25 protein-coding genes, 1 riboswitch and 1 other annotated feature are annotated in these 26,926 nt (G+C 67.5%); of the genes, 7 read left to right on the top strand and 18 right to left on the bottom strand.

Annotated features, from left to right (window positions below):
* Positions 1–47: 47 nt before the first annotated feature.
* Positions 48–653 carry a flavin reductase gene (locus tag ACH13J_RS00125; protein WP_397541274.1) on the bottom strand — a complete coding sequence of 202 codons (606 nt, stop codon included), beginning with the start codon at positions 651–653 and terminating at the stop codon, positions 48–50.
* Positions 654–739: 86 nt separating this feature from the next.
* Here ACH13J_RS00125 and ACH13J_RS00120 point away from each other — a divergent pair, with 86 nt between their 5' ends.
* Both ACH13J_RS00120 and ACH13J_RS00115 read left to right on the top strand, forming a co-directional pair.
* Positions 740–1,222 (top strand): GNAT family N-acetyltransferase, encoded by a 483-nt coding sequence (locus ACH13J_RS00120; protein ID WP_397541273.1) that lies wholly within the window; start codon positions 740–742, stop codon positions 1,220–1,222.
* 31 nt (positions 1,223–1,253) lie between these two features.
* Entirely contained in the window at positions 1,254–2,045 is a 792-nt protein-coding gene (locus ACH13J_RS00115) for an EcsC family protein (protein ID WP_397541272.1), read from the top strand.
* On the opposite strand, the gene ACH13J_RS00110 is transcribed toward ACH13J_RS00115, so the two are convergent.
* The 6 genes from ACH13J_RS00110 to ACH13J_RS00085 all read right to left on the bottom strand — a co-directional run bounded on the left by ACH13J_RS00110 (position 2,046) and on the right by ACH13J_RS00085 (position 10,832).
* A complete protein-coding gene (locus ACH13J_RS00110) occupies positions 2,046–2,507 on the bottom strand; it encodes a hypothetical protein (RefSeq protein ID WP_397541271.1) in 462 nt (153 codons plus the stop codon).
* A gap of 122 nt (positions 2,508–2,629) precedes the next feature.
* The gene (gene ptsP, locus ACH13J_RS00105) at positions 2,630–4,879 is read right to left on the bottom strand and encodes a phosphoenolpyruvate--protein phosphotransferase (protein WP_397541270.1); all 2,250 of its coding nucleotides are present in this window, start codon (positions 4,877–4,879) and stop codon (positions 2,630–2,632) included.
* A 57-nt stretch (positions 4,880–4,936) separates the two neighbouring features.
* On the bottom strand, positions 4,937–6,175 hold the full coding sequence (locus ACH13J_RS00100; RefSeq protein WP_397541269.1) for an aspartate kinase: 1,239 nt from the start codon (positions 6,173–6,175) through the stop codon (positions 4,937–4,939).
* A 98-nt stretch (positions 6,176–6,273) separates the two neighbouring features.
* Entirely contained in the window at positions 6,274–8,301 is a 2,028-nt protein-coding gene (locus ACH13J_RS00095; protein WP_397541268.1) for a capsular polysaccharide biosynthesis protein, read from the bottom strand.
* On the bottom strand, positions 8,298–9,449 hold the full coding sequence (locus tag ACH13J_RS00090) for a polysaccharide biosynthesis/export family protein (RefSeq protein ID WP_397541267.1): 1,152 nt from the start codon (positions 9,447–9,449) through the stop codon (positions 8,298–8,300). The genes ACH13J_RS00095 and ACH13J_RS00090 overlap by 4 nt, the downstream gene beginning before the upstream one ends.
* Before the next feature lie 96 nt (positions 9,450–9,545).
* A complete protein-coding gene (locus ACH13J_RS00085) occupies positions 9,546–10,832 on the bottom strand; it encodes a capsule biosynthesis protein (protein WP_397541266.1) in 1,287 nt (428 codons plus the stop codon).
* A gap of 140 nt (positions 10,833–10,972) precedes the next feature.
* Here ACH13J_RS00085 and ACH13J_RS00080 point away from each other — a divergent pair, with 140 nt between their 5' ends.
* Positions 10,973–11,560, top strand: coding sequence for a riboflavin synthase (locus ACH13J_RS00080; protein ID WP_397541265.1), 588 nt, complete (start codon positions 10,973–10,975; stop codon positions 11,558–11,560).
* An 8-nt stretch (positions 11,561–11,568) separates the two neighbouring features.
* On the opposite strand, the gene ACH13J_RS00075 is transcribed toward ACH13J_RS00080, so the two are convergent.
* The 8 genes from ACH13J_RS00075 to ACH13J_RS00040 all read right to left on the bottom strand — a co-directional run bounded on the left by ACH13J_RS00075 (position 11,569) and on the right by ACH13J_RS00040 (position 20,816).
* Positions 11,569–12,657 (bottom strand): phosphatase PAP2 family protein, encoded by a 1,089-nt coding sequence (locus ACH13J_RS00075; RefSeq protein ID WP_397541264.1) that lies wholly within the window; start codon positions 12,655–12,657, stop codon positions 11,569–11,571.
* Between the two features lie 117 nt (positions 12,658–12,774).
* Positions 12,775–13,833 (bottom strand): proline racemase family protein, encoded by a 1,059-nt coding sequence (locus ACH13J_RS00070; protein ID WP_397541263.1) that lies wholly within the window; start codon positions 13,831–13,833, stop codon positions 12,775–12,777.
* Positions 13,834–13,908: 75 nt separating this feature from the next.
* Positions 13,909–14,775 (bottom strand): DUF2189 domain-containing protein, encoded by an 867-nt coding sequence (locus ACH13J_RS00065; RefSeq protein WP_397541262.1) that lies wholly within the window; start codon positions 14,773–14,775, stop codon positions 13,909–13,911.
* 176 nt (positions 14,776–14,951) lie between these two features.
* On the bottom strand, positions 14,952–15,605 hold the full coding sequence (locus ACH13J_RS00060) for a DUF3726 domain-containing protein (RefSeq protein ID WP_397541261.1): 654 nt from the start codon (positions 15,603–15,605) through the stop codon (positions 14,952–14,954).
* Positions 15,602–17,284 carry a hypothetical protein gene (locus tag ACH13J_RS00055; protein ID WP_397541260.1) on the bottom strand — a complete coding sequence of 561 codons (1,683 nt, stop codon included), beginning with the start codon at positions 17,282–17,284 and terminating at the stop codon, positions 15,602–15,604. The genes ACH13J_RS00060 and ACH13J_RS00055 overlap by 4 nt, the downstream gene beginning before the upstream one ends.
* A gap of 142 nt (positions 17,285–17,426) precedes the next feature.
* A complete protein-coding gene (locus ACH13J_RS00050; RefSeq protein ID WP_397541259.1) occupies positions 17,427–18,410 on the bottom strand; it encodes a membrane dipeptidase in 984 nt (327 codons plus the stop codon).
* Positions 18,407–19,858: an aldehyde dehydrogenase family protein gene (locus ACH13J_RS00045; protein WP_397541258.1), complete on the bottom strand. Its 1,452-nt coding sequence runs from the start codon at positions 19,856–19,858 to the stop codon at positions 18,407–18,409. Before ACH13J_RS00045 ends, ACH13J_RS00050 begins: the two co-directional genes overlap by 4 nt.
* Before the next feature lie 73 nt (positions 19,859–19,931).
* On the bottom strand, positions 19,932–20,816 hold the full coding sequence (locus tag ACH13J_RS00040) for a LysR substrate-binding domain-containing protein (protein ID WP_397541257.1): 885 nt from the start codon (positions 20,814–20,816) through the stop codon (positions 19,932–19,934).
* Between the two features lie 111 nt (positions 20,817–20,927).
* A riboswitch (cobalamin riboswitch) is annotated at positions 20,928–21,113 on the top strand.
* Between the two features lie 93 nt (positions 21,114–21,206).
* On the opposite strand from ACH13J_RS00040, the gene ACH13J_RS00035 reads away from it, so the two are divergent.
* Positions 21,207–21,473 (top strand): hypothetical protein, encoded by a 267-nt coding sequence (locus tag ACH13J_RS00035; RefSeq protein ID WP_397541256.1) that lies wholly within the window; start codon positions 21,207–21,209, stop codon positions 21,471–21,473.
* 10 nt (positions 21,474–21,483) lie between these two features.
* Here ACH13J_RS00035 and ACH13J_RS00030 read toward each other — a convergent pair whose 3' ends face one another.
* Entirely contained in the window at positions 21,484–22,773 is a 1,290-nt protein-coding gene (locus ACH13J_RS00030; RefSeq protein ID WP_397541255.1) for an ArgE/DapE family deacylase, read from the bottom strand.
* Between the two features lie 261 nt (positions 22,774–23,034).
* Complete coding sequence (locus ACH13J_RS00025) at positions 23,035–23,256, bottom strand: DUF1127 domain-containing protein (RefSeq protein ID WP_397541254.1); 222 nt, start codon at positions 23,254–23,256, stop codon at positions 23,035–23,037.
* Between the two features lie 246 nt (positions 23,257–23,502).
* Between ACH13J_RS00025 and ACH13J_RS00020 the strand changes: the two genes are divergently transcribed.
* The 3 genes from ACH13J_RS00020 to ACH13J_RS00010 all read left to right on the top strand — a co-directional run bounded on the left by ACH13J_RS00020 (position 23,503) and on the right by ACH13J_RS00010 (position 26,525).
* Positions 23,503–24,588: an Mrp/NBP35 family ATP-binding protein gene (locus tag ACH13J_RS00020; protein ID WP_397541253.1), complete on the top strand. Its 1,086-nt coding sequence runs from the start codon at positions 23,503–23,505 to the stop codon at positions 24,586–24,588.
* Positions 24,589–24,691: 103 nt separating this feature from the next.
* Positions 24,692–24,970 (top strand): hypothetical protein, encoded by a 279-nt coding sequence (locus ACH13J_RS00015; protein WP_397541252.1) that lies wholly within the window; start codon positions 24,692–24,694, stop codon positions 24,968–24,970.
* A 332-nt stretch (positions 24,971–25,302) separates the two neighbouring features.
* Positions 25,303–26,525, top strand: a protein-coding gene (locus tag ACH13J_RS00010; RefSeq protein ID WP_397541251.1) for an IS3 family transposase whose coding sequence is annotated in 2 segments (ribosomal slippage) — positions 25,303–25,591 and positions 25,591–26,525 — 1,224 coding nt in all. Because the reading frame shifts where the segments join, the coding sequence is not laid out codon by codon here.
* Positions 25,584–25,700: a sequence feature (AL1L pseudoknot), on the top strand. It overlaps the preceding gene by 117 nt.
* A gap of 167 nt (positions 26,526–26,692) precedes the next feature.
* Here the strand turns inward: ACH13J_RS00010 and ACH13J_RS00005 are convergent.
* Positions 26,693–26,926: transposase domain-containing protein (locus ACH13J_RS00005; RefSeq protein WP_397541250.1), on the bottom strand; the 234-nt coding region annotated here is incomplete at its 5' end.

Here is a 26,926-nt window from a genome sequence, read left to right as displayed (position 1 = left end):
GCCAATTCACCCCGGGATATTTGAGGCCAGAAGACGCCCCGGCCGCGTCACTCGCCCGGGCGCGAGAGCGAGAATTTCTCGCGCACCACCGTGTAGTCGCGGTAGCCCATCCGGGCCAGCGGGTTGAAGCGCAGCACGTCGAAGATGCCGTCGACGATGCAGTCGTCGCGCAGATGCACGCCCGTGACCTCGCCGAAGACGGTGAAATTCGCCTCGCCGGGCAATTGCACGATCTGCGTCAGGCGGCATTCCAGCGATGCCGGTGCAGCGGTGACACGTGAACACGGAATGGTTTCGCACGGGGTGCGGCTGATCCCGGCGAGGGCGAACTCGTCAGTTTCGCGCTCCCATGCGCCCGAGGTGCGGTTCATCACGTCGCGCATCGCGTACTCGACCACGTTGACGCAGAAGACGCCTGTTTCGCGGATGTTGGCGACGCTGTCCTTGGTGCCGTCGCGGTCCGGCTTGGCCGAGGTGGAGGCGAACATCACCTGCGGCGGGACGTAGGCCACCGCGTTGAAAAAGGAATAGGGTGCAAGGTTTTCCGAGCCGTCGGCGGCGCGCGTCGCGATCCAGCCGATGGGGCGGGGTGTGACGATGGCGTTGAAGGGGTTGTGGGGCAGGCCGTGGCCGTCTTGTGGCTTGTAGAACATGGTCGGGCTTTCGCGTGATTGCGGTTTGTGCCCGTCCTAGCGCCGTGCTAGGCGCGTGGCCAGCCGATTTCTGACAGGTATTCCACGTGGTTGAGTTGCAGCCCGAAGGGGACGAGGACTGGTGGGAGGTCGAGGCGCTCTTCGACCTGTGCTTCGCGCCCGGGCGCGAAGCCCTGTCTTCCTATCGGCTGCGCGAGGGCGTGCCGCCGGTGGCGGGGTTGTGCCTCGTGGCGCGGGACGAAGGGGTCGTGGCCGGCGCGATCCGGGTTTGGCCGGTGCGTGTCGGCGGGCAGGACGCGCTCCTTCTGGGGCCGATCGCGGTGCATCCGACCCACCAGGGCGAGGGGCTGGGGGGGTACCTGATCCTCGAATGCCTCGACCGGGCACGCGCCAGCGGATGGCGGCGGGTGCTTCTGGTGGGCGATGCGCCCTATTACGGCCGCTTCGGGTTCCGCCGGCTCGACCGGGTGGAGATGCCGCCACCCACCAACCCGGCGCGCGTTCTCGGCGTGGCGCTGGAGCAAGGGGCATGGGATGGGGTGACCGGGCCGGTGACGCGCGCCACTTGAAAGCGGCCGCGTTTGCGCCGATCTTGGACGGATGAACCCCGCCAACAGGCCAACACTGGAAATCCTCGACGCCCCGATCCCGCCCGGCGACGTGCAGGCGCGCCTCGGGGCGCTGGCGGCGCGGCACGCGCGGGCGGGTCACGCGGGAATACAGGTTCTCAACATGATCGGCGGGCAGGCGGAAAGCCTGCTTGACCGCCTGCCGCCGGAAATGCGCGCGCGGCTGACCGCGCACACCGAAAGCGCCCTGCGCGCGGCGATGGACGCCGCGCACCGGTCCCGCGAGGTGGTGGCGGACAGCCCCGGATGGATGGGGCGCGCCCTGACCACGGTGATGGGTGCGGCCGGGGGCGCCGGCGGTCTGCCCACCGCTCTGGCGGAGTTGCCGGCGACCACGACCATCCTGCTGCGCACCATACAGGATGTCGCGGTGGAGCACGGTTTCGACCCGTCGGAGCCGGGAGTGCAATACGACTGCATCCAGGTGTTCGGCGCCGCGGGGCCGCTTGATCATGACGACGGCGCGGACCTTGCGTTCCTGAGCACGCGCATGGCGGTGACCGGGGCGGCGGTACAGGCGCTCGTGGCGCGTGTTGCGCCGCGGCTGGCCACGGTGCTGGGCCAGAAGCTTGCCACGCAGACGGTGCCGGTGCTGGGCGCCGCGGCAGGGGCGGTCACGAACTACGCCTATACCAGCTATTACCAGCAGATGGCGCATGTCCATTTCGGGTTGCGCCGCCTTGCGATCGATGCCGGCCGGCCGCATGACGAGCTTGTGGCCGAGTTCCGCGCGCTTGTCGGGGAGCGGTCGCGCAGAGCCTGATCAGGCCGCCGGCCCGGTGCTTTCGACAATCTCGTGCAGGATGTGCGCAAGGTCCAGGCGCGGTGTGAAGGACAGGGTATCGGACCTGTAATCGACCAGGGCGGCAAGGATGGCCGCCTGCGTCGCGTCCGGGGCCAGCCCCTCCGGCCAGAAATAGCGACGCCGCCGCTGACACAGCAGCATCATCTGCGTCCGCCAGCCCGATGCCATCCACCCGCATTGACGGCTCAACTCCGCCGAGGTGGACCCCGGCGCGTCGAGCAGGGCGCAAAGCGCCTGCCGCTCGCTGCCGTTGAGAGGGATTTCCCGGAACGCCATCATCGTGCGCTCGGTCCGCGAGCGGGGCACCGGCCGCGACGCGGGGGCGTGGTGCGGCGGAAATGCAGGGTGGGACGCGTGAAGGAAAAACGAAAAAACCGCCCGCAGCGGCGCCGGCCATGCCTGTGCCAGATCGGAAATCATGTCTGAACTGCCCGTTATCTTTTTTTGACAGGATACCACGCCGGTCTTTTTCCGACAACGACAAATGCGGATTCATCGAAATCTGTCAGGTTGTTATCCGCGGTTTTCCGGGATTGCCAGGCTCAGAGTTTGCCGCGCAGGTATTCCATGACCGCCGGCCGGACGGACTGGGCGCCGGAGCCGCGTGTGTCGTGGATGACGCTGCGCAGTTCGGGCAGGTCGGTGCGCCGCAGGATCGACTTCACGGGCCCGATGGAGGCAGGGCGCATCGACAGGGTCCGCAGGCCGATGGCGGCGAGACACGCGGCCTCGACCGGACGGCCTGCATCCTCGCCGCAGAAGCTCAGGGGCGCGCCGAGCCGCTCGCAGCGGTCCACGATGCCCTCGAGGAATGTCAGGAAGCTGACGTTTAGCGTGTCGTAGCGCTTGCGCACCAACTCGTTCTCGCGGTCGGCGGCAAAGAAGAACTGCTTGAGGTCATTGCCCCCGATGGAAATGAAATCCACCTCTCGGTAGAAACTGTCGGGGGCGAAGGCGAGCGACGGGGTTTCAAGCATCACGCCCACCTCGAGCGTGTCGGGCAGGGGGTGGCCCAGAATGCGTTCGCGCTCCAGCGCCTTGTTCATTTCCGCGCGCGCTGCGGTGAATTCCTCGCGCTGCGCCACGAAGGGGAACATGACAGACAGCGGCCGCCCGGCGGCGGCGCGCACCAGCGCCTGAAGCTGCATGCGCATCATGCCGGGCCGGTCGAGGGCGATGCGCACCGCCCGCCAGCCGAGGGCGGGGTTGGGCTCGTCCACGGCCGTCATGTAAGGCAGCACCTTGTCCGAGCCGATATCGAGCGTGCGGAACACGACACGGTGGCCCTTGGCGGCCTCCATCACCCGGGCGTAGAGCTGGCTTAGCTCGGCGCGCTTGGGCATGTGATTGCGGATGAGAAACTGCAACTCGGTGCGGAACAGGCCCACGCCCTCCGCGCCCGAACTCTCGAGGCTGGGCAGGTCGGCCATGAGCCCTGCGTTCATGTGCAGCGCGATGCGCGTGCCGCAGATGGTCTCGGCCGGCTTGTCGCGGATCGAGGCATAGCGTTCCTGCGCCTTGGCCTGCATGGCCATCTTGTCGCGGAAGGCGGTCACGATGCTCTCGTCTGGCCGCAGATGCGCCACGCCCTGGTTGCCGTCCACGAGGATCAGGTCGCCGTTGAGCGCCTCGGTCGTGATCCGCTCGGCATGGATCACCAGCGGAATGGCCAGCGCGCGCGCGACGATGGCGGCGTGGCTGCCGACCGATCCTTCCTCCAGCACGATGCCCTTTAGGCTGCGCCCGTAGTCCAGTAGCTCGGCCGGGCCGATGTTTCGGGCCACCAGCACCGGGTCGGCGGGCATCTCCGCGCCGGTTTCGTTGCCTTGTCCCGTTAGGATGCGCAGCAGCCGGTTGCTGAGATCGTCGAGATCGTGCAGCCGGTCGCGCAGGTAGGGGTCGGTGACCTGCGTCATGCGGGCGCGGGCGGCGGACTGTTCCTTTTCCACCGCCGCCTCGGCGGACAGCCCGCGGGCGATGTCCTCTTCCATGCGCCGCATCCAGCCCTTGGAATTGGCAAACATCCTGTAGGCCTCGAGAACCTGCAACTGGTCGCTGTCGCCGGTGGCCGCGTTGGACAGCATCCGGTCGACGCCCACCCGCAGCTCTTCCACGGCATCCCTTAGCCGTCCGTTTTCCCGGTGCGGGTCGTCGGCGATGGGATTGGTGACCACCACGCGCGGTTCGTGCAGCCAGACATGGCCCTGCGCCGCCCCTTCCTGCGCCGATGTGCCGGTGAAGATGACGGCCTGCTGGTGGCGGGCGGACATCGCCGCGCCCTCGCCAACGAAGGCGCCCAGTTCGGCCATCTCGGCGATGACCATGGCCACCACCTCGACGGCATAGACCTCGTCCTCGGAATAGGTGCGCGCGGCCTTGGACTGCACGACCAGAACGCCGAGCATCTCGCCGAGCCGCTGGATCGGCACGCCCAGCATCGAGGCATAGGCCTCCTCCCCGGTTTCGGGCATGTAGCGAAAGCCGCGCGTGCCGGGCGCGTCGTCGGTGTTGATGATCTGACCGCGCATCGCCACCCGGCCGACCAGCCCCTCGCCAAGGCGCATCCGTGTGTGGTGCACCGCGTCGGGGTTGAGCCCCTCGGTCGCGCAGAGTTCAAGCGTTTCGGGGTCGCGGAACAGGTAGATCGAGCACACCTCGGTATGCATTTCCTCGGCAATCAGCCGGGTGATCTGGTCCAGCCGCTGTTGGCCGGCGGAATCCTCGGCCATGACAGCGCGCAGGCGGCCGAGCATCTGCCGGCTGTCCGTCCCGTGGTCCTGCGTGTCGGTCATGCGTTGCTCCGGCCCGTCCTCGCGGTGGCCCCGCCCCATGGGATCAGCCTGAGGCTGTCAGGCCGCTTTGTCCAACCCGAAGGCATCATGCAGGGACTGGACCGCGAGTTCCATATATTTCCGGTCGATAAGCACGGAAATTTTTATCTCGGAGGTTGCAATGACCTTGATGTTGATCCCCTCGCTGCTGAGGGTCTGGAACATCTTGGCGGCCACGCCGGACTGGCTGCGCATGCCGATTCCCACGGCCGATACCTTTGCCACGCCGGTATCTGCGATCAGGTCGCGGTAATTGATGTCGCCGCGCGACTTGGCGGACTCCAGCGCCTTTTCGGCGCGGGGCACCTGGTCGACAGGGCAGGAAAAGGTCATGTCTGTGCGCCCCTCGTCGGAGATGTTCTGGATGATCATGTCCACGTTCACGCCGGCCTCGGAGAGCGGGCCGAAGATCGCCGCCGCAATGCCCGGGCGGTCCGCGACCGAAACCAGCGTCATTTTCGCCTCGTCCCGGGAATAGGCGATGCCGTTGACCACGTTCGATTCCATAATTTCCTCCTCGGCGCAGACCAGCGTGCCCGCCGCGTCCGACTGTTCCTCGAAGCTGCTGAGAACGCGCAGCTTGACGTTGTAGCGCATGGCCAGCTCGACCGACCGCGTCTGGAGCACCTTGGCGCCGAGGCTGGCCAGTTCCAGCATCTCCTCGAACGCGATCCTGTCGAGCTTGCGTGCCTTGTCGGCCACCCGCGGGTCGGTAGTGTAGACGCCGTCAACGTCGGTGTATATGTCGCAGCGCTCTGCCCCGAAGGCGGCGGCAAAGGCGACGGCGGTGGTGTCCGAGCCGCCGCGCCCCAGCGTGGTGATCCGGCCCTCCGGGCTGATGCCCTGGAACCCGGCGACCACCGCCACGCGCATTCCCTCGGAGAACTTGGTGGCGATGTTGTCGGTCGGGATTTCCTCGATCCGGGCGGCGGAATGGGCCGAGGTGGTCAGAAGCGGCACCTGCCAGCCCTGCCAGCTGCGCGCCGGCACCTCCATTTCCTGCAGGGCGAGCGCCATGAGCCCGGCCGTCACGGTTTCGCCCGAGCTCACCACGGCGTCGTATTCGCGCGCGTCGTGGAAAGGCGAGATCTCGTCGACCCAGCCGACAAGCTCGTTGGTGCGCCCGGCCATGGCCGAGACGATGACGATCACGTCATACCCCTTGGCCACCTCGACACCCACGCGTTTGGCCGCGCGGCGGATGCGGTCGATATTGGCGACCGAAGTGCCGCCGAATTTCATGACGAGAATGGGCATGACGCGCATCCTTGGGCTTGGTCCGGGGGCGGTTTACGCGGGGTTGCGCACAGGCGCAAGTGGCTGTCACGCTGATCGCGTGCCCGCCGGCGCGGCGCTCAGCGCCACAAGGTGGCATAAGAGGCAAACGCCCCCTGCAACTTGGCCAGCGCGCGGTTGGCCGGGCCGGGACGGGGCAGGGGACCTTGCGCCAGACGGTCCGCCACGACCTCCACCGGGCAAGGCCGGTCGGTGACGGGGTCGTGGTAGCGGGGGTAGTCCATGAGGGCCGCGTGCACGAGCCCCTCCAGCGCAGGGCGGCTGCCGGCGCGGCGGGCGGGCGTCCGTCCCAGATCCCGCGTAAGGCCCCAGCCGGCATAGAACGGGGCGCCGAGCGTGGTAACCGGCACGCCGCGCAGGAGCGCCTCGAATCCCATCAGGGAGGTCATGGTCCACAGTTCATCCACTTGCTCCAGCAGCGCCGCGGGATCGGCGCCGGCCAGCACCGCGTCGGCAAGCCGCGCGAGATCGGCCGCGGGAACGTCGCCCGGCCGCAGGCCGGCCTCGACGTCCGGGTGGGGCTTGTAGAGGATGACGGCGCCGGGGTTCTCGGCGCGGGCGCGCTCCAGCAAGGCGAGGTTCGTGCGCGTCTCGTCCGTGCCCAGTCGGATGGAGGCATCGTCCTCGACCTGTCCCGGCACGAGAATCCGGTGCCCCTGCGGTAGCGTGTCCGGCGCGCGCCCGAGGTTGTACTTGCTCAGCCCCGCCGCCCTCATCCGCTTGACCAGCGCCTCGGCGCGCAGCGTCTGGTCAGGCCGCAGGCCGGCGCGGCGGGCGACGAGTCGCTCCAGCCGACTTTCGCGGGTCGGGTCATAGTATATCCCCAGATCATCGCAGACCAGCGACAGCGGCGGTACCAGCTCGGCCCCCAGCCCGCGGGAACGCAGGAAGCCGTCCTCGACCCGCACCGCGCCCTCGGGCGCCGCGTCGGCCCTTGCCGCCCAGACCATGCCCGGGCCGCCCCGCCTGGCCTGCCCGTCGCGGGCGAACCGGACGGCGCGGTATCGTCCGAAAAACCGCTGCAGAGGCCGCCGTTTCCAAAGCCGCATTCCGTAGGCGGTCCAGCCGCGCCGGTCCTCGCGCCACGCGCGTGTCTCGGCCTCCAGCGCCGAGATCGCGTCTTCCAGCCGGCAAAGACGGTCGCGGAAGGGATCGTACCAGACCGGGTAGAGGATCATCGCCGCGGCGAAAAGCTGCGCACGGCTGAGCCGCCGCCCCCGCCGCGGGAACGGGCGCGGGTGGCGGTCCTCGGTCAGGTTCCAGCCGGCGTAAAAGGGGCGGCCGAACACGCGCGGGCGATGGCCGGCAAAGATCGCCTCGAAACCCAGTTGCGAACTGACCGTGTAGACCCCTATCGCGCCGTCCAGCAAGGTCCACGGGCTGACAGGATCGGTGAGGAATTCCACCCGGCCACCCCGGTGGGTTTCAGAGTAGTACCCGCTCCGGAAACCCTGCGCCGTTTCGGGATGCGTCTTGATCAGCACTCGGGCGCCGGGGTTTTCCTCCTGCGCGCGGCACAGCATGTCTTCGAACGTGCCGGCATCCGCCCCGCCATGGGCGACGCTGGCATCGCCGCGGGTCTGGTCGATCACCAGCACGTAACCCGGGTCGGGGCAGGGGGCGGCAGGGTCGACCGCGCTGTATTTGGTCAGGTGCGCCTCTTGCAGGCGCGCGATCGCCCCCCGCGCGCGATCCATCAAAACGGTATCGTCCAGCGGATGCGTGGCCAGCAGGGTTTCCAGGTCGGACGGTGTGTCGCCGTCGAAATGGATACCCTGCCGGTCGAGGACGAGGCCGAGCGGCGCACCGCCCGCGCGGCCGGGAAAGAGCGAACGCAGGAAAGCGTCCTCTACCCGCAGCAATGGCGCGCCGGTGCGGGCGGCGACGGCCTCGCCCCGGCGCGCATAGCGGGACCGGCCCCAGACGGCCACAAGATCGTTTTCTCGCGGCCAGCCGAGCCGCAGCGGGTAACCCGCAAGTGCCATGATCCGGCGCAGGCGGGCTTGGCGCAGGAACCCGGCATTGAAAAACACGGCCCGCCGGTTCGCGCTTTGGCCGGCGGGCTCGTCTTCATGTGGCGGGATCATTCGTCTCCGCTCAGGGTGTCGATCGAGGACGACACCGACCCCACGGAGCCGAGCGTGCCGGTCAGGGCCGAGATCACGCGGCTCCACTGCGCGAAGGGCGCTTCGGTGACGTAGATGGTGTCCTCGTCGCGCACGGCGAAATCGCGGGCCATGAACATGCCGTTGGGCTTGGTCAGGTCGAGGACATAGACCATGCGCTGCGCCCCCACGAGGTCGTCGCGCCCCAGCACCTGGTTGGCGATGTCGGCCGGTTCGTTGCGCAGGATGAAGACCCCCTTGGGGTCGGCCGTGCTTGCATCAAGCCCGCCGACCTGTGCGATCGCCTCCAGCGCGCTCAGGGTCGGGCTGTCGAACGGCAGGCGCTCCTGCCCGCGGGTCGCGCCGAGCGCGGTGAAGGCGCGCGTGTCCTCCTCCACGAGGATGCGGTCGCCGCCGCGCAGGGCGATGTCGAATTCGGGGTGCTCGTAGAGATCGCTGAACCAGACCTTGGCGCGCTTGTCCCCCCGCATCACCGTGATCTGGGCAAGCTCGGGCTCGATGCGCACGCCGCCTGCCTCGGCCAGCATGCCCGACAGCGTTCGGGTGGGGCGCTCGATGGGATAGACGCCTTGCCCGCCGACCTCGCCGATGACCGAGACGGTCGCGCCATCCCCGGCAAGGCGGCGCACCTGCACCTGCGGGTCAGGGGTCTGTTCGTCCAGCTTGCGCGTGATGATGCGCCGGATCGCCTCGGGCGTGTTGCCCGCGGCGCGTATGCGACCGGCATAGGGCACGAAGATGAACCCCGCCCCGTCCACCTGCACCTGTTCGAGGATCGTCTGGTTCGTCGCCTCGCTTGCAAGCAGGCCGTCATCGACGTTTTCCCAGATGGTCAGGCCGAGCGTGTCACCGGGGCGGATCGTGTCGGAGCGCAGGATGCCGGCGTTCCTGAAATCCTCGGTGAAGCCGAGCGCGGGCTGCACCGCGGTGGCGCGCGTCACACGGTCGTTGACGGCGACGATGAAGGCATCCCCTTGCCGCTGGACCGAGCCGCTGAATATCTGGCGCTTGTTGGGGCCGACCCTTGGCAGGGTGCTGCACGACGCCACCATGGTCATGATAAGGAACAGGGCGACGCTTTGCGCCCAGCGGGAGGAACGGGATTTCACTGCTCGGTCTCCTCGACCAGTTGTGGTTCTGCCTCGGCTTTTTTTCCGAAGCTAAAGGAATCCGAAGAAAAAATCCAGCGCTACAGCTTGTGCCGCTCAGGGCACGAGGCGCAACTGTTGCCGTGGCGCCGCGGTGCCAGCATCCAGCGCATCGTAGGGGTCGTCCGGGTCCAGCATCAGGTCAACGGCCTGCCGCAGCAACTGCCGGCGCCCTGAAACGGAATAGAAGCCCCCGGCGATCTGGCTGGTTTCCAGCAGGTAGCGCCGGTAATCGGCATAGGCCTTGCGGTCGGGCCGTTCCGCCTGGGCGAAGAAATCGGCCAGCGGCTTGGTCGATACGAATTCGGGTTTGGCGTAGACCGCATCACCGAACGTCTTGAGCGGGATGCCCCGCCAGAGCACCTGTTGGGCGGCGGTCGAATTGACGGTGACGGCGCTGCGCGCCTCGTCGAGAAGCTGTGCCAACTTGCCGCCGCGCACGAAATGCACCCGGCCGCTGACGCCGTGCGTCGCGGCCAGCCGCCGCAATTCACGCCTCAGCGGCACGCGCCCGTCTTCCAGAGGGTGGGCCTTGACCACGAGGTGGTGATGCCGGGGCGCCCCGGCGGCAAAGCCCTCGACCACGGTTTCGAGGAACTCCGTCATGGAAGAGAACGGTGAATGCGCCTGAAACGAGGCGTCGTGTTCCAGTTGCAGCAGGGCAAGGTGGTAGGGAAACCCGCCATGGCGGATGCGCAGCGTGGCCAGCCGCCGCTCGACCGCCTGCGCCGGCATCAGCAAAAGCCTTTGGATATAAAGCGCGAATTCCTGCCGGACGGTCAGCGCCCGGTGCGGACGGAAGGTGCGGTAACCATGATTGAACAGCAGCACGCAGCCGTGATAGGCGGCGCCGTAAAAGACATGCTGGCGCATATCGCCCCAGCTTGCCGGGGGCAGGGCGGTGTCCATGTCTGAATTTTCCAGCGCGTTGCGCATCCGGCTTACGCTCATCTCCATCAGGCGCGAGTTGCCGTTGGTGCCGCCGCGTTCGTAGGTCACCCAGTAGGGCCGCATGTAGCCTTCCTCGAACACGTGCACCTGTATGCCGCGGGACTTGGCGATGCGGACAGCCTCGGCGTGGATCGGGCGGGTGTCGCCGTAGAGAACGAGGTCGGTCACCCCCTTGGCCGCGACGATGTCGCCGAACCGCTCCGGCCAGTCATCGGCGGAGCTGGTATAGGGTATGTATCCCTTGCCGTCGGGCCAGAAGGCCCGGTCGCCCGCGTTGAACCCCACCCGCCAGACTTGCGCCCCGGCGCGGCGCAGCAATCGCCCCAGCCTGTAGAAGAAGGGCCCGTGGGGGCCTTGCAGAAACAGAAATACCCGCGCCTCGCCCGTGACCATGCGTGATGCTGCCCGATATTGACCTTTGCGCCGTATCTAGACGGGTTTTCTGGCGAAATTAAGGCCCGTACTGCCACGGCGGCTTGCCGCGGAGCGCCCGCGGCGATAGGTGCACGGGCAGGCAAGCACGGAGAAGGGCCATGTTCACCGGGATCATAACGGATATGGGCGAGGTGCGTCGCACCGAGAAACGCGGGGACCTGCGCGCCCGGATCGGCACCGCCTACGACATGAGCCGCGTTGATATCGGCGCGTCGATCGCGTGCGATGGCGTCTGCCTGACCGTTGTCGACAAGGGGCCGGACTGGTTCGAGGTCGATATTTCGGCCGAGACGCTGGCGCGGACCAACCTGACCCTCTGGTCCGAGGGCCGCCGCGTCAACCTGGAAAGATCGCTGCGGGTGGGCGACGAGCTGGGCGGTCATATCGTTGCCGGCCACGTCGACGGGCTGGCCGAGGTGGTGGCCATCGAGGAAGAGGGCGACAGCACGCGGGTCACCCTGCGCGCGCCCCAGGCACTGGCGCGCTTCATCGCGCCCAAGGGCTCGGTGGCGCTCAATGGCACGTCCCTTACGGTCAACGATGTCGACGGGCGGGATTTCGGCATCAACTTCATCCCGCACACCAAGGAGGTGACGACATGGGGCAATGTCGCCGTCGGTGATCCCGTCAATCTCGAAATCGACACGCTGGCGCGTTACGTCGCGCGTATCCGCGAGATGGGCTGAGCGCCGGTTCAGACGAAGCGTTGCGCCAGCGCGCGCCCGGCACACCAGCAAAGCACGGCGAGGACGGCGCCGGCATAGCCGTCGATCGCGTAGTGCCAAGCCAGGTGGACCGAACCAACCTGGATCGTGACAGCAAAGGCCGTCAGAAGCCATCCCGCCCAGCGCCGCCACGCGAAGCCATGGATCGCCAGCAGGACCGACGTCGTGACGTGCATGCTCGGCATGGCCGATATCCCGCGCGGGCCCTCGCCCGTCCGGTACCCCTCGAGCAGCATGTCGTGAACGCCGAGCGCCCAGACCGGGCTGACCTCGGCGTTGCGGTGCAATTGATCAAGCAACGGCACGTAGTCGCTGCCATGGCCGAACGCCTGATAGTAGACCGGGCCGACAGACGAGAATACCGTGGCCAGAAAGGAGCCGCCGATGATCCATGCCAGCGCGAAGGCGATCAGGAAGGTGTTGCGCCGCAACGGGTTGTCGTGGTCGAGGCAGGCCGAGTAGACCGCAAGGAAAAGCAGGAAGAACCAGCCGTGATAGGCCGCGTTGAGGGCCGTTGTGACATAGGGCGACTGCAAAAGCGGCAGCAGGATTTCATAGGCGTGCCGCCCGCCATGCAGCCACCGGTCCATCCCGGCGAACAGCGGATCCCACGCGAACGGGTTCAGGACGGGGATGAGATCCTTGAGGAAAACGAAGCTTGCGATGATCGCGGTGACCGAAAGGAACGTCACCAGCCCCGTCATGATCCGGTCGCCGTCGAGACAGTAGAATCGCACGTCCTCGACGAAGCGCCGTGTCGGGCGCGCGGGTCGGATGCGGATCGCCAGGTCCAGGTACCGGTAGACCATGATAACGGCCAGGAAGGCAGGCCCCAGCGTCGTGCCGAAGGTGACCAGTTGCGCGATCGCGGTGCTCTCGAAGGGTACGCCGACCGCGTGACTGATGGCGTATGCGGCCAGCGTGTAGCCAAGCGCCATCGTGACCAGAACGCGGTTTTGCCACAATGCCGAGGCGAAGCGGTGCCGCAGGAGTGCGATAGATCCCGAGGTGCCGAAAGCGGGTTGTGCCGGGCGGTCGCTGACGGTCTGATCGGTCACGTCGGGTCTCCTTCCGTCGGGCCGCGGCCAAGTCCTTCGGTGCAGTTCGATTGTGTCGCGCGCGAAATTGGCCGCGACTCGACCTGAGTTTGCAGTTTTCTTGGCGTTTTCCCGGGGTCAGCCGGCCCAGATGTCGCCCACCGTGTAGCCCGTCGGGAAGGGGTCGGAGGGATCCAGCAGATAGTGGGACATCCCGTAGATCCAGCCCTGCCCGCCGATCGAGGGGATGATGGCGTCATGCGGGCCGATGCGTGTCACCTCCTCGATACGCCCGGTGAACGTGGTGCCCAGCGGGCCGCCATGAACGTACGTATCCCCCTCGCGCAGCTCTCCTTTCGCGTGCAGGACCGCCATTCTTGCGCAGATGCCGGTGCCGCAGGGCGAGCGGTCGAGCGCGCCGGGCACCGCGTGGGGGCGTTCCGGGTCGTACCCGCCGGACGAGACGCACACGGCCCCGCGCCCCTGCGTGCCGGGCGCCGCGGCCGCGCCGTGCAGATGGGTGATGGTCGGGCCGGTGATGGCGTCGTTGGCCGGATGCACCACGGGAAGCTGGTCGCGCGCGGCGGCAAGGATTCGTTCGGACGCGCGCACGATCTCGGCGCCGTTGCCGGCATCGAGCCCGATGCCGAGTTTATCGGCGTTGGCCAGCACGTAGAACATCCCGCCCCATGCGACGTCCACGGTGATATGCCCCAGCCCGGGCACCTGCAGCGCGGCATCGAGATGGACGGCAAAGGCGGGCACGTTGCGGAAGGTTACGCGCGTCACCTTGCCGTAGGCACAGTCGGCGCGCACGCGGATCAGGCCGGCGGGCGTCTCCAGTGTCAGTTCCGTTACGGGCGCGCGCATGGGCAAAATGCCGGTTTCCAGCAGTACGGTCACCACGCAGATCGTGTTGGAGCCGGACATCGGCGGGTACTCTGTCTGCTCCATGATGATGAAACCGGCATCCGCCTCTGGGTGGCAGGGCGGCACGATCAGGTTGCAGCACAGGGCAGGGTGGCCCCGCGGCTCACGCAGCATCAACAGGCGCAACGCGTCGTCGTTCTCGCTCAGCCAACGCATCTTTTCAAAGACGCTGGCGCCGGGCAGGGGCGGCACCCCTGCCGTGACGACGCGGCCCGGCTCGCCCTCGGCGTGGGCCTCGACGGCGGTGATCATCCGTTTCGCGCGCACGCAACCCTTCCCTTTCGCGCGGCACAGTAGGACACCCACGCGCGCCGGAAAAGACCGTCGTGCCGCGCGCCGGTGTCAGCCCGGGGTGCGCGGCACGGCAGCGCGGTAGAGATGCCACGTCGCGTGGCCGAGGATCGGCAGCACGACGATCAGGCCCAGAAAGACCGGCAGCGTGCCCAGCACCATCAGCGTGGCCACCACGCCCCCCCAGCAGGCAACCGTCACCGGGTTTTCCCGGGCGACCTGCAGGGAGGTGGCAACGGCAATCGGCAGGCCCACATGCTGGTCGATGAGCATCGGCAGCGAAATCAGGCTGACGACGAGCACGCCGGCCGCGAAGACGAATCCGACGCCAACCCCGATCACGACCATGGCCCAGCCGGCAGGCGTGGTGAAGACATCGCTCAGAAAGGCCGTCGCCGATGCCGGCGGTTCCGGCCCGAGCGTCCAGCCGTAGATGAACAGTGCCGCCAGCATCCAGACGGCGAAAATGACGAACAGGTAAAAGGCCATCGCCAGCACGGGGCCGACATTGCGTGCCCGCAACACGCCGAACGCGGCGCCCCAGCCGACATCCGACGCGGTCTCGCCCTGACGGCTCATCTCGTAGAGGCCCACGGCCGCCACCGGCCCCAGCAGCAGGAAGCCTGCCGCCATGGGAAAGATCATCGGCAACAACGCCCTGTCGAACGCCATGACGGACAGGGCAATGCCGATGGCGGGGTAGATCAGCACGAGGAACATCACGTCGCTGCGGAACCGCGAAAAGTCGGCGGCGCCCTTGCGCAGGGCCGCGCGAATGTTCGCAAGCCCGATCCGGTTCGTCGCGGGCGGGCGGGTGAGCCCGCTGCCGAGGGCCCCGGTCGCGCTGCCGACGGCCTTGCCCGTCCCGGACGCGCCCTGGAACAGCCATGTCAGCGGATTTCCGATTGTCTTGACCATGATCGACCTCCCGATCGCTTGCCGGGACAGTCCTGTCAGGCCCGTCCCGGACGGGTGAGGGCAGGGCGCAGCCGGGGCCGCGCCCCGCCGGTTCTTTGTCTTCCGGTGTCGAATTGTTGCATTTTCGGCTGCTTCTGGCGAGGGGACTCACCCGGACGTGAAGGCGCGGCCTCGCGTCAGTCGTTGTCGGAAAGCCCCGCGCCCGCCCCGGAGAGCCTGCTTTCGGGCGTGGCCGGCGCATAGGTGCGATGGGCCAACTGCGCCAGCGCGCGCGCCGTCTCCGCCGGAACGGTGGCGCGGTAGGCGCGCGTGACGCGCTCGCCTCGGGTGTGCGTGGCGGGGCCGACATGCACGGCGTCCACGGATGACTTGCGCAAGGCCGCCATGTCGGTGATATCGACGCGGGTGAGCCCGTCACCTCGGGTCACGGTCACCCCCTGCCATCCGATCCCGAGCCGGGCCCCCGCCAGATCGGCCGCCATGGCCATGAACGGGATCAGCAGGATCGGTTGCGCGGTGCGCCCGAGCCGGGCCGTGCCGCCGCCGGCCCATTCGTGCGCCCAGTCGCAAATCGCCGTGCCGGCCGCCACCGGGCAGAGCGTTCCGCCGGTTGCCTGCCACGGGTCTTGCCCGGTACGCGGGCGCAGGCTGTCCCACGGCGCCCCGTCGTTTCGCGCCAGCAATTCTGCCAGCGCCTCGGCCCCGGGCCAGCCGGCGGCGCACAGCCAGCGCGTTGCGCGGCCGGCCTCCTCGGCCGGGCCCCAGTCCATGCCGGCCCCGCGTGCCGCCTTGCGCGCGAGGTTTTCGATCTCGTTGAGCGACCATGTCACTGCGCGGCCTCCGGCAGGGGCGGCCATGTCCAGTCATCGGCCGGGAGTTCGGCCAGCTCGTGCGGGAACGGGGCGTTCTGGTACATGTTGATCCGCACCCAGCGGTCAGAGCGCGGGTCGAAATGGCACGCGCCGAAGAAGCTGAGTTTCATGCGCAACATGTCGATCGGCAGCATCGCGGCGTCGATGGTGTTGTCGCGGATCTCGGCATAGGGGAGGCGCGCGGCGATCTGGGCCCGCCGCGCGATATGCCGGTGCTCGGGGTGGCGCAGCAGGAACGCCGCCAGCGGGCCGTCGCCGGCCGCGGCAAGGTCCGCATGCAGCCGCGCAGCATCGCGTCCGGGGCAGAGGGGTTGTTCATAGGGGGCCAGCTCTTCCTCGAAGCGCTCGCCGAGGCGCGGCTCCAGCTTTTCCTCCGATACGTACCAGACCCGCGCGCGCGGCCCGCGCGCGGTCCAGTCGGTTTCGAGCGCCCAGCCGTAGATGTCCTCCACGATGCGCCGCAACTGCGAAACCCGCATGGCGCCGTCGATGGTCCATGTGGCGAATTCGTCTGCCGCCATGCAGTCCGCCAACCCGTCCACGAGATGCCCGTAAGGCTCCAGCAGAAGCGAGACAAGCTGCTCCTGTCCCTCCAGCGAGAGCGCTTTCTCCGCCCAGAGCCAGAGCCGGTTCCAGGGCTGGTCGGAGGCAAGGTCCGCGGATTCGGCATGTGCCAGAAGCGCGTCAAGGTCGGCGCGCAGCGCGGCGAGTTTCTCGACCTGCACCGGATGGGCCGACCGCCAGCCGGCCGCGTGCAGGCGTGCCCGTTCCGCCACGGCTCGGAAACGGTCCACCTCGGCCTCGGACGCGCGCGGCAGGGACCGCACCCGCGCCAGCGCCTCCTCGCGCGCGGCGATCCAGCTGTTGAGCAGCGCGGGATGGGTCACCAGGAAGGGTGCCATGCCGAGCCCGGTGGAGTTGCCGATGCCGAACCGCCGGCGCAGGGCGGGGTCGAGCGGAACCGCGGTGCCGGGGGCCCGGCACCTTGCCATGTGCTCGACGAGATCCATCACGAAGGCGCGGGTGAGGTAGACCGACAGCATCTCGACCTGGAAGGGGCCGCGGCATTCCTCGCGGCCGGAGAGGTATTCCCGGTCGGCCGCGCCGAACTTGCCCGAGCCGTAGACGGCCGTGGTGCGCATCAGGTAGCCCACCTCGGCCACTCGTTCCGCGTCGGGCTGGCGGCCCGCGGCGAGGCTGTCGACCACGTGATCCCACAGGCGCACCGAGCGGTTGGCGCGCGACAGGGACAATTCGCGCTGGCTGACGCGCCCGGCCTCCTGCCGCGGCACATTGGCCCGCAGCCGGGCGATGTCGTCCGCCGAAGGAACCCCGTCGAAAAGGGTGAATGTCGCGTCCCATGCCGTGGCGATCACGCGGTCGGAGCGCATTTCGTCGGGCAAATCATGCGCGAAAGCGACCAGCGAATAGCTGCGCGCGGGGCCGTGGGCGGTATAGACGGCATGCCCCACCCCGCGGTCGTCGATGTCGAAGGCGCGTGTCTCGAACCGCCATGCCCCGCCTTGCAGGCGCCGCAGGAGCTGGCGCATGAAGCTGAGCCGTGTCTGGTGGAACGCGCCGAGCCGGGCCAGTTTCATCACCGTGCCGGGCGGGCGGGGGGCGACGGCGCCCGTCATCCCGCCATCCCCGTTGCCGCGGCGTGGGCCGGTCCGGGGCGGGGGCGCTGCCCCCGTCGCGCCGGGGGCGCGACTCCCCCGGGGTACTTGGCCCAAGAAGAGGCCCCGGGCCCGCGCGGAATGGGCAGGACGCCTCGGCCCCTCATGTCCGCCCGGGCCCGAAATTCTCGTCGAAGAAGCGCAACCAGTTTTCGCCCATCAGGCCTGCCACCTCCGTTTCGTCAAATCCCCGGGCACGGAGCCCTTGCTCCATGTTACCGAAATCGCGGTTGTCGCGGAACCATGCAGGCTGCGGCGGAAAGCCCGGCGCGTCGGCGGAGCCTTCGCCGTAGTCGACCCGTTTCGTCCACCGGCCGCTGCGCATCCATTCCACAACGCTGTCGGGCTGGTCCTGGCACAGGTCGGAGCCGATGCCGAAATGCTCGGCGCCGAATCGCTCGGCCGCCATGGCCACCATGTCGCAGAAGCTTTCCAGCGTGCACTCCGAGCCGTCCTTGAGGTGGTGCGGGTAGAGCGAGAACCCCATCATGCCGCCGTTCCCGGTCACCGCGCGCACCACGTCGTCGCGCTTGTTGCGCAGGGCGGGGTGCCAGTCATGCAGGTTGGCGTGGGTGATGGCGATGGGGCGCCGGGACAGTTCGGCGGCCTCGATGGTGGAGCGGTCGGCGGAATGGCTCATGTCGATCACCAGCCCCACGCGGTTCATCTCGCGGATGACCTCGCGGCCCATGCGGGTGATGCCGGGGTCTTCGGACTCGTAGCAGCCCGTCGCCAGCAGCGACTGGTTGTTGTAGGACAGTTGCATGAACCGTGCGCCGAGCTTGTGCAGGATTTCCACGAGCCCGATGTCGTCCTCGATCGGGGCGGGGTTCTGGAAGCCGAAGAAGACGGCGGTCCGGCCGGTTTCGCGCGCCCGGCGCACGTCGTCGCCGGTTTCGCCGTGGAAGACGAGGTCGGGGAACCGTTCGAACCAGCGGTTCCAGCGCTCGAGGTTGAGCACGGTTTCCCGGAAATTCTCGTGGTAGGAAATCGTGACATGCACCGCGTCGACGCCGCCCTCGCGCAACTGGCGGAACACCTTTTCCGACCAGTTGGCGTATTGCAGGCAGTCGATCCGGTGGGTCATCGCGGCGCCCCTGCCGAGATGTAGGCCGTCTTGACCGTGGTGTAGAACTCGCGCGCATAGGTGCCCTGTTCACGCGGGCCGTAGGAACTCATGCCGCGGCCGCCGAAGGGGACGTGGTAGTCGGTGCCGGCGGTGGGCAGGTTGACGGTGACAACCCCGGTCTGGGCGTTGCGGCGGAAATGGGTGGCGCGGGCAAGATCGCGCGTGACGATGCCTGAGGTCAGGCCGAACTCGGTGTCGTTAACGGTGGCCAGCGCCTCCTCGTAGCCGGAGACGCGGATGACGGCGGCCAGGGGGGCGAACATCTCTTCGCGGTTTATCGCCATATCGTTGCGGCTGTTCAGGAAGACGCCGGGCGACATGTAATACCCTTCGGTTTCCATGTTGAGCCGCGCCCCGCCGCAGGCGAGCTCGGCCCCCTCGGACTTGCCCAGCGCGACGTAGTCGAGGTTTTCCTGCAATTGCTGTTGGCTGACCACCGGCCCCATCTGGGTGCCCTCGGCGAGCGCGTTGCCCACCTTCATCGCCTGCGCCCCGGCGACGAGCTTGTCCACGAAGGCATCGTGCACCCTGTCATGCACGATGAGGCGCGAGGAGGCGGTGCATTTCTGTCCCGTGCCGCCGAAGGCGCCGCCGAGCGCCAGTGTCACGGCGAGATCGAGATCGGCGTCGTCCATCACGGCAAGCGCGTTCTTTGAGCCCATCTCCATCTGCAGCTTGGTGAAATTCTGCACCGCCGCGGCGGCGATGCCGCGCCCCACGGGAACGGAGCCGGTGAAGGAGATGGCATCGATCTCACGGCTTTCAACCAGCCGCTGGCCCACGTCGCGGCCCGCGCCCATGACAAGGTTGAACAGCCCGTCGGGGATGTCCTGCCGGCTGATGATCTCGGTCAGCGCCACGGCAAGGGCGGGGGTGAGGTTGGCCGGTTTCCAGATGACGGCGTTGCCGAAGGCAAGCGCCGGGGCGATCTTCCAGCTGGCCGTCGCGATGGGAAAGTTCCACGGGGAAATGACGGCGACGGTGCCCACCGGCTCGCGCCGGATATCGACCTCGATGTCGGGGCGGACGCTGTCGGCGTTCTCGCCCAGCTGTCGCAGGGTTTCATGGGCGTAGTAGGTAAAGAACTGGCCGGCGCGGTAGACTTCGCCCTTGCCCTCGGCAAAGGGCTTGCCCTCCTCGCGCGACAGCAGCGTGCCCAGCTCCTCGGCCCGGGCCATCAATTCCGTGCCGATGGCCATGAGCACGGATTGCTTGTGCTCCATGCCCCGGGCAGCCCATTGCGCCTGCGCGTCCTTGGCGGCGGCGATCGCCGCGTCCAGCTGGTCCGGCGCGGCCTGTGCGTAGAGGCCGACGAGGTCGGACAGGTCCGAGGGGTTGCGGTTCTCGATCTCGTCCTGTCCGGCAACCCATTGACCGGCGATAAAGTTGTGGTGGCTGTCTGTCATTTCATCCTGCCGTTGTGTGGGGCGTTGCCGCGATATGGGCATGGATGCGATTTCAGATCAAATGCAAAATACTTTAGGAAATTTCACCCGGGCTTAATCGCGCAGCGCGGATACAGGCCGCCATTTCGCGGGTCACGGGTGTCTGCAGCGCGGCAGGTGGCGTGAAAAGGAACACCTCGCGGCGGGCCGCGCTGTCGCGCAGCGGCAGGAACCTCAAATCCGCGAAATCGGGCAGCACGGCCAGCTCGGGCAGGACCGTGATGCCCAGCCCCGCGCGCACGAGGCCCAGGATCGAGCCGGTATTGGCCACGCTCAGCCGGGCGGCCTCCAGTATCGGCTGGAACGCCGCGTCGCGGATCTGGGCACAAAGGCCGTTGGCGATGAAATCGATGCCGCGCAGGTCGGCCCATGTCAGGTCGTCCCAGTCGCCGGCGAGGGGGTGATCCGCCCGGCAGACGGCGCCGAACCGGTCGGAAAAGAGCGGCGCCCTGTCGAAGCCTGGAACCTCGCCGAGGCTGGCCAGCGCGATATCGGCGCGTTCGGCCAGCAGTTCCTGCTCGATCGTCGCGGAGTCGTTGTCGCGCATGTCGATCCGCACGCCGGGATGGCCGTGCATGTAGCGCCGCAGGATGGGCGGCATGACGACCTGCGCGATGGATGGCGTGGCGATCACCCGGACATGCCCGCGCTCGGCCCGGGCCAGCCCCTCGATCGCCGCCACGGTTCGTTCGAAATGGTCCAACTCGCGCGTGGCCTCGCGGTAGATCTGTTCGCCCAGCACGGTAAGCCGTGACTTGCGGCCCGTCTCGAACAGCGGCGCGCCGACATTGTCCTCGAATTGTCGCAGCATCATCGAGATGGCCGATGGGGTCCGCCCGAGCGCATCGGCCGCGTCGGCGAGAGTTCCGTGTTCGGCCACGGCGCGGAAACAGCGGAGCATCTCGATCTTGATGGCCAATTCCGGATATCCCCTCGGCAGCCGCGTTGCATGAGGCTGTGCCGAATTCCGCCACGGTGCAAGACCCCATGCGCCCGGCGCGATGCAGTCTTGTGCGACGTGCTTATCGGTGACACACTGAGCGCTCGAGGTGCCGCCCCGACGGGCGGAGAATTGGGAAGCCGGTGAAATTCCGGCGCTGCCCCCGCAACGGTAAGTCAGGGGGATATGGGCGAAACGCCACTGGACGGCATGTCCGGGAAGGTGCCCGTATCCGGACCCGCAAGCCCGGAAACCAGCCTCGGAAAACCGTCGAGCTGCGGAGGGCGGCGCGGGCGTGTGGCCTCCGGCACATGTCTCTGCCTTGCTCCGCCCCAATACGGCCCGGGGTGCGGCCGTGGGAGAGAGAAGATGACCGCCACGCGCATACTGCACGGGCTGGAGCGCAGTGCAGCCAAGGGAGACGAGGCCGACGGCATCGCGCGGCTTTGGTTCCTGGAATGGGTTTTCGGACTGGACGGAGAGGCGACACCGGCCGAGGCGCGCGCCGCGCTGGCCAGCCGGGCCGCGCAGAACGCCGAAAGCGCGGCCGCCTGTGCATTCGTCCGTTTCCTGCGGCAGGCGGCGCAGCCGGTGGCGCCGGAGATGCGGCGCCGACGTCGCCGGGCCATTCACTGAACCGCCGCGCTCAGGCGTCCCGCAGGCCGCACCATTCCGCGATGAACAGCGCGATCACCCCCGTGCAGGCGGTGAGCGAGTCCATGTGGACACGTTCGTCGAACCCGTGAATGTTTTCCGCGACGGGGCCGAAACAGAGGCTCGGTATGCCGTGGTAGAGGCCGTAGAACCGGGTATCGGTGAGGGCGGTCATCAGGCGGTCCTCGGGGCCGGGCGTGTCGAACACCGTCTGGTAGGCCGATGACAGGGCTGCCTCGGGCCCGGCGGCGTTTTCCAGCACGTAGCCGTCGGCCTGAAAGCCGTTCCATGTGATCTCGGGCGGGTTCGAGCGAAGGAACGGATGGGTTTCCGCGGCCTGCTGCACCGTCTCGGCGATGCGCGTCTTGGCCTCGGCGACCGGCGTTCCGGGCAGCAGGCCCATCCGGCATTCGACCTCGCACCAGGCGGGCACGCTGGAGGCCCAGTCGCCGCCCCGTATGGTGCCCGCGTTGAAATTGAGAGGATGGTGCGCGTCGGCGTAAACCGGGTGGCGTACGGCCTCGGTATTCCAGTCGTCCGCCATGCGCTGGAGCGCATCGAGCAGGTGATAGGCGGCCATGATCGCGTTGCTGCCGCTCCCCGCCTCGGCAACGTGGACCGGCCGCCCCCGCACCCGAAGCCGGAACCAGACGACGCCCACCTGTGCACGGACGAGCGTGTGGCCGGTCGGCTCGGGGATCAGGACACAATCGGCCCGGTAGCCGCGGGCCAGCGTGGCCAGGGCGCCAAGGCCGGTGCTCTCTTCCTCGACCACGGATTGATAGTGCAGCCGCCCGTCGGGTTCGAACCCGGCCTGACGGATCGCATCGACCGCGAAGAGCGCGGCGGCCTTGCCGGCCTTCATGTCCCCGGCGCCTCGGCCGTGCATCCATCCGTCACGGATTTCAGGCTGATAGGGCGGGGTGGTCCACATTTCCCCGGGGCCTTCGGGCACGACATCGACGTGCCCTTGCAGGATGAGCGACCGCCCCGATGGGTGCTCGGGCGACAGCGTGCCGGTGACGGAGCGGATCTCGGCGACCTCGCCCGCAGCATCGCAGAACCCCGGTTGATCCGACAGCGCGGCCACCGGAACGGTCCAGTCGTCCACGTCCCAGCCCCGTGCCGATAGGGCGGCGGACATGTGGTCCAGCGCGCCGTCCTCGGCGTGCCGGCGGCTGGCGATGCGCGTCAGTTCCCCGAGGAATTCCGCCCGCTCGGTGCGGCCGGCCTCGACGGCATCGAGGATCGCGCGAACGGCGGTTGCTGGTATGCCGGACATTCCGGTGCTCCTTGCCCTTTCGCGGCAGAGGAGCAGCGCGTGCGTCAAACGTCAACCGGCAGACAAAAAACGGCGGCGCCCGGGAGGAGGAGAGGCGCCGCCGTTCCTTGACGTCTGACCCCAGGGAGGAGGAGAGGGGCCGAACGTTCCGTCGGGCCGATGGCCCGGGTTGTTATGGCGGCGGCCCCAGGGAGGAGGAGAGAGGCCGCCGCCGTTGACAGGCGTTCCAGGGAGGAGGAGGGAACACCTGAACTCTTCGTGTTACCGCCCGTATACCGCCTCGCGCGCTGTCCGCTTCAGCTCCGCGCGGCGCAGGCCGAGGTCAGCCAGCTGGGTCGCGTCGAGGCGGGACAATTCGCGTAGCGTGGCGCGATACCACATGTAATCGTGCACGGCCTGCGTCGCATGATACACGCGCGAGCTGATCTCCAGCGCCATGGCCGAGGGGGCAATGCTCCTGCGGTTTGCGGTGGCCATGTTCATTCCGGTTTTCCTTTCGCGTGTGCTGCACGCGCAGCGTGCTTTCGCTTCGTTTCGTTGATCATAAGAATAAGCCTATGCTGCGAGCGCACAATCCCCTGCGACAACATTGCTGCTATGCAGCAAATGCATAAGCTTCACTGACCTAAAATCGGGCATCCCGCCGTTATTTTCGGCGCGTCATGACGGCCCCTTGCGCATGGGGAAATTTCTGCCACCTCTTGCGGCAGGACTGATGGGAGAACGGGCATGACGGAAATTCGTGAAGCCATCCTTGAGCGGCTCAGGCAGCTGGAGCTGCCCGACGGGGGAAACCTGGTGTCGCGTGATCTCGTGCGCGCGCTGGCCGTCGAGGGCGGCAAGGCGCGATTCGTGATAGAGGCACCGAACGCCGAGGTCGCAAAGCAGATGGAGCCGCTGCGCGCCGCGGCGGAGCGGGCCGCGGCGTCCGTCGAGGGCGTCGAGAGCGCCTCGGTCGCGCTGACCGCGCCGACACAGCAGCCCAAGCAGACGGCAAAGGACCAGTCGGCCCCCTCTCTCAAGATCGGCGGACATCCCAAGGGCGGCGACACCTCGATCCGCCCCGACAATGTCCGCTCGATTCTCGCCGTGGCATCCGGCAAGGGCGGGGTCGGCAAGTCCACGGTATCATCCAACCTGGCCGTGGCGCTTGCCCGGCAGGGGCGCCGCGTCGGTCTGCTGGACGCAGATATCCACGGCCCCAGCCAGCCGCGCATGATGGGCGAATCCAAGCGCCCCGCCAGCCCGGACGGCAAGATCATCGAGCCGCTGACGGCCCATGGCGTGACCTTCATGTCGATCGGGCTGATGCTCGACCCCGACCAGGCGGTGGTCTGGCGCGGGCCCATGCTCATGGGCGCGCTGCAACAGATGATCAGCCAGGTGAACTGGGGCGAGCTGGACGTGCTGATCGTCGACCTGCCGCCCGGCACCGGCGACGTGCAGCTGACGCTTTGCCAGCGGGCGCAGCCGACCGGCGCGATCGTCGTGTCCACGCCGCAGGACGTGGCCCTGCTGGATGCACGCAAGGCGATGAACATGTTCGACACGCTCAAGACGCCGGTGCTGGGCCTGATCGAGAACATGTCGGTCTACAAGTGCCCCAACTGCGGGCACGAGGAACACATCTTCGGCACGGGCGGTGTCAGGGCCGAGGCCGACAAGCTGGGCATCCCCCTGCTGGCCGAGCTGCCCATCGACCTGGACACGCGGCTGGCCGGCGATGCGGGCACGCCCGTCGCGACGGGTGAGGGCCCGATGGCGGAGGCCTACAGTGCCCTGGCGGACCGGCTGGTGCGCGCGGGCATGGCCTGAGAGCGTGCGCGTGACAACGGGCCGCCCCGCCCCGTGCAAAGGGCGGGACCCGCGGCGGCAATCCTGCGTGTGACGGATGCGCCTTTCACGCTATGGTTCGGCCATGCTTGTCACGATCATCTGCATCTACATGGCGGTGTGGGGCTGCGCTTACGCCGCGGCGCGCCGGTTCAAGAGCCGCGCGGCCTTCTGGGTGCTTTACGTGGTGGCGGTGCTGCCGGTGCCGGCCTTTTTCACGGGCGCTTTCTATGTCGTCTACGCAGGCGTCGATGCCGAGAACGCGGCCCAACTGGCCGCGACGGTCCTGGTGTTGGGCATGGCGTTGGCGGTGTTGTCCTATCCGCTGAGCCATGCCCGGCTTCGGCGCAATGGGGGCGCATAGGCGATGACATCCGCAGGCGTGAGCGGCAAGGAAAGCCTTTCGCGTCAATGCGCGCCCGAAGAACGCGAGCGGCGCGGACGACGACAGGCACACGGATCTCCCCGGGATGTGATTGTCATCGATTTCAAGCATTTGAGCGGTAAGAGTGGCAGCCCGTAAGAAAATTGTCAGGTTTGAGCGAACGGGCTAATTTATTGAAATTGCTTAATGTATAATCTTTTTGTGCACCAAAATGTGCATCAATCAGGAAGGATTGCCGGCTGCCCCCAGGCCGGGATTTGAACCGCGCCGGGTTTGCCGGAGGCTTCAACTCCTGAGTAGGATGGAGCATCATGAGCAAGACCACGAACAAGTATTCCCCTGAAGTCCGCGAGCGTGCGGTTCGCATGGTTCTGGACAATGCCGGGCAGCATGAGAGCCGTTGGGCGGCGATCCTGTCGGTTTCGGCGAAGATCGGCTGTGCGCCGCAGACACTGAACGACTGGGTCAAGAAGGCCGAGGTGGATCGAGGTGAGCGGGCCGGTGTCACGACCGAGATGGCCGAGCGGCTGAAGGCGCTGGAACGGGAGAACCGGGAGCTGAGGCAGGCGAACGAGATCCTCCGCAAGGCCAGCGCGTATTTTGCCCAGGCGGAGCTCGACCGCCGACCGAAGTCATGATCACCTTCATCGACGATCACCGTGGAGAGCTCGGGGTCGAGCCGATCTGCAAGCACCTGCCGATTGCCCCGTCCACCTATTACGACCATCTGGTCAAGCGGGCCGACCCTGATCTGCGCTCGGATCGGGCCAGGCGGGACGCGGAACTGCGCCCCGAGATCGAGCGCGTGTTCGATGACAATTTCAAGGTCTACGGCGTGCGCAAGGTCTGGCATCAGATGCGCCGGGAAGGCTTTGATGTGGCCAGATGCACGGTGGCACGGCTGATGAGGGAGATGGGGCTCGAAGGTGTCATTCGGGGCAAGAAGGTCAGGACGACGATGCCGGATAACACCCAGCCCTGCCCGTTGGATAAGGTGAACCGTCAGTTCCGCGCGCCTGCGCCGGACATGCTGTGGGTCAGCGATTTCACCTATGTCGCGACCTGGCAGGGCTTCGTCTATGTGGCATTCGTGATCGATGCCTTCGCGCGCCGCATCGTGGGCTGGCGCGTGAGCCGCACGGCCCATGCCGGGTTCGTGCTCGATGCCCTGGAACAGGCCGTTCATCAGCGGCGGCCGGGCGCGGGGCTGGTGCATCACTCGGATCGCGGGTCGCAATACCTCTCGATCAAATACACCGAACGCCTGGCGGAGGCGGGCATTGAACCGTCGGTCGGCAGCGTCGGGGACAGCTACGACAATGCTTTGGCCGAGACGATCAACGGTCTTTTCAAGGCAGAGGTCATTCATCGCCGTGGGCCATGGCGCAGCTTCGATGCCGTGGAATACGCCACACTCGAATGGGTCGATTGGTTCAACAACCGCCGCCTGCTGGAACCCATCGGGAACATCCCGCCAGCAGAGGCCGAAGCAAATCACCACGCCACTCTGGAAACTCAGACCATGGCGGCGTAACTAACTGAAATCAGCCTCCGGCAAACCCGGCGCGGTTCAAAACCCGGCGCGGTTCACTTCCGCCGCGACCGCTGACTCGTCAATCTCAGTCGAGGAAGGCGTGTCGCTGTTCGAGAAGCTTGAAGTCGACTTGATGGTAACCGCCCGCTGAGAGCCGCCTTGTAATTTCAGGCGGCTGCGGTTTCGGGGGATTGCGCAGCTTTTGGCTTCCAGTTCCACGGCAACAGCTGGTCGAGCTGCTTGTTCGGGTGATCGTGGATCCTGTCGAAGACGTCGGCGAGGTAAGCCTGAGGATCGAGGCCGTTCATCTTCGCGGTTTCGATCACGGTCATCGCGCGCGCCAGTGTTTCGCCACCGGTGTCCGATCCTGCGAACAGCCAGTTTTTCCTGCCTACGCCGAT

Origin of the sequence: Roseovarius salis (assembly GCF_044472985.1) — a bacterium.
Taxonomy (GTDB): domain Bacteria; phylum Pseudomonadota; class Alphaproteobacteria; order Rhodobacterales; family Rhodobacteraceae; genus Roseovarius; species Roseovarius salis.
Note: the sequence above shows the minus strand (reverse complement) of the source record. Positions and strands in the feature narration are given on the sequence as shown.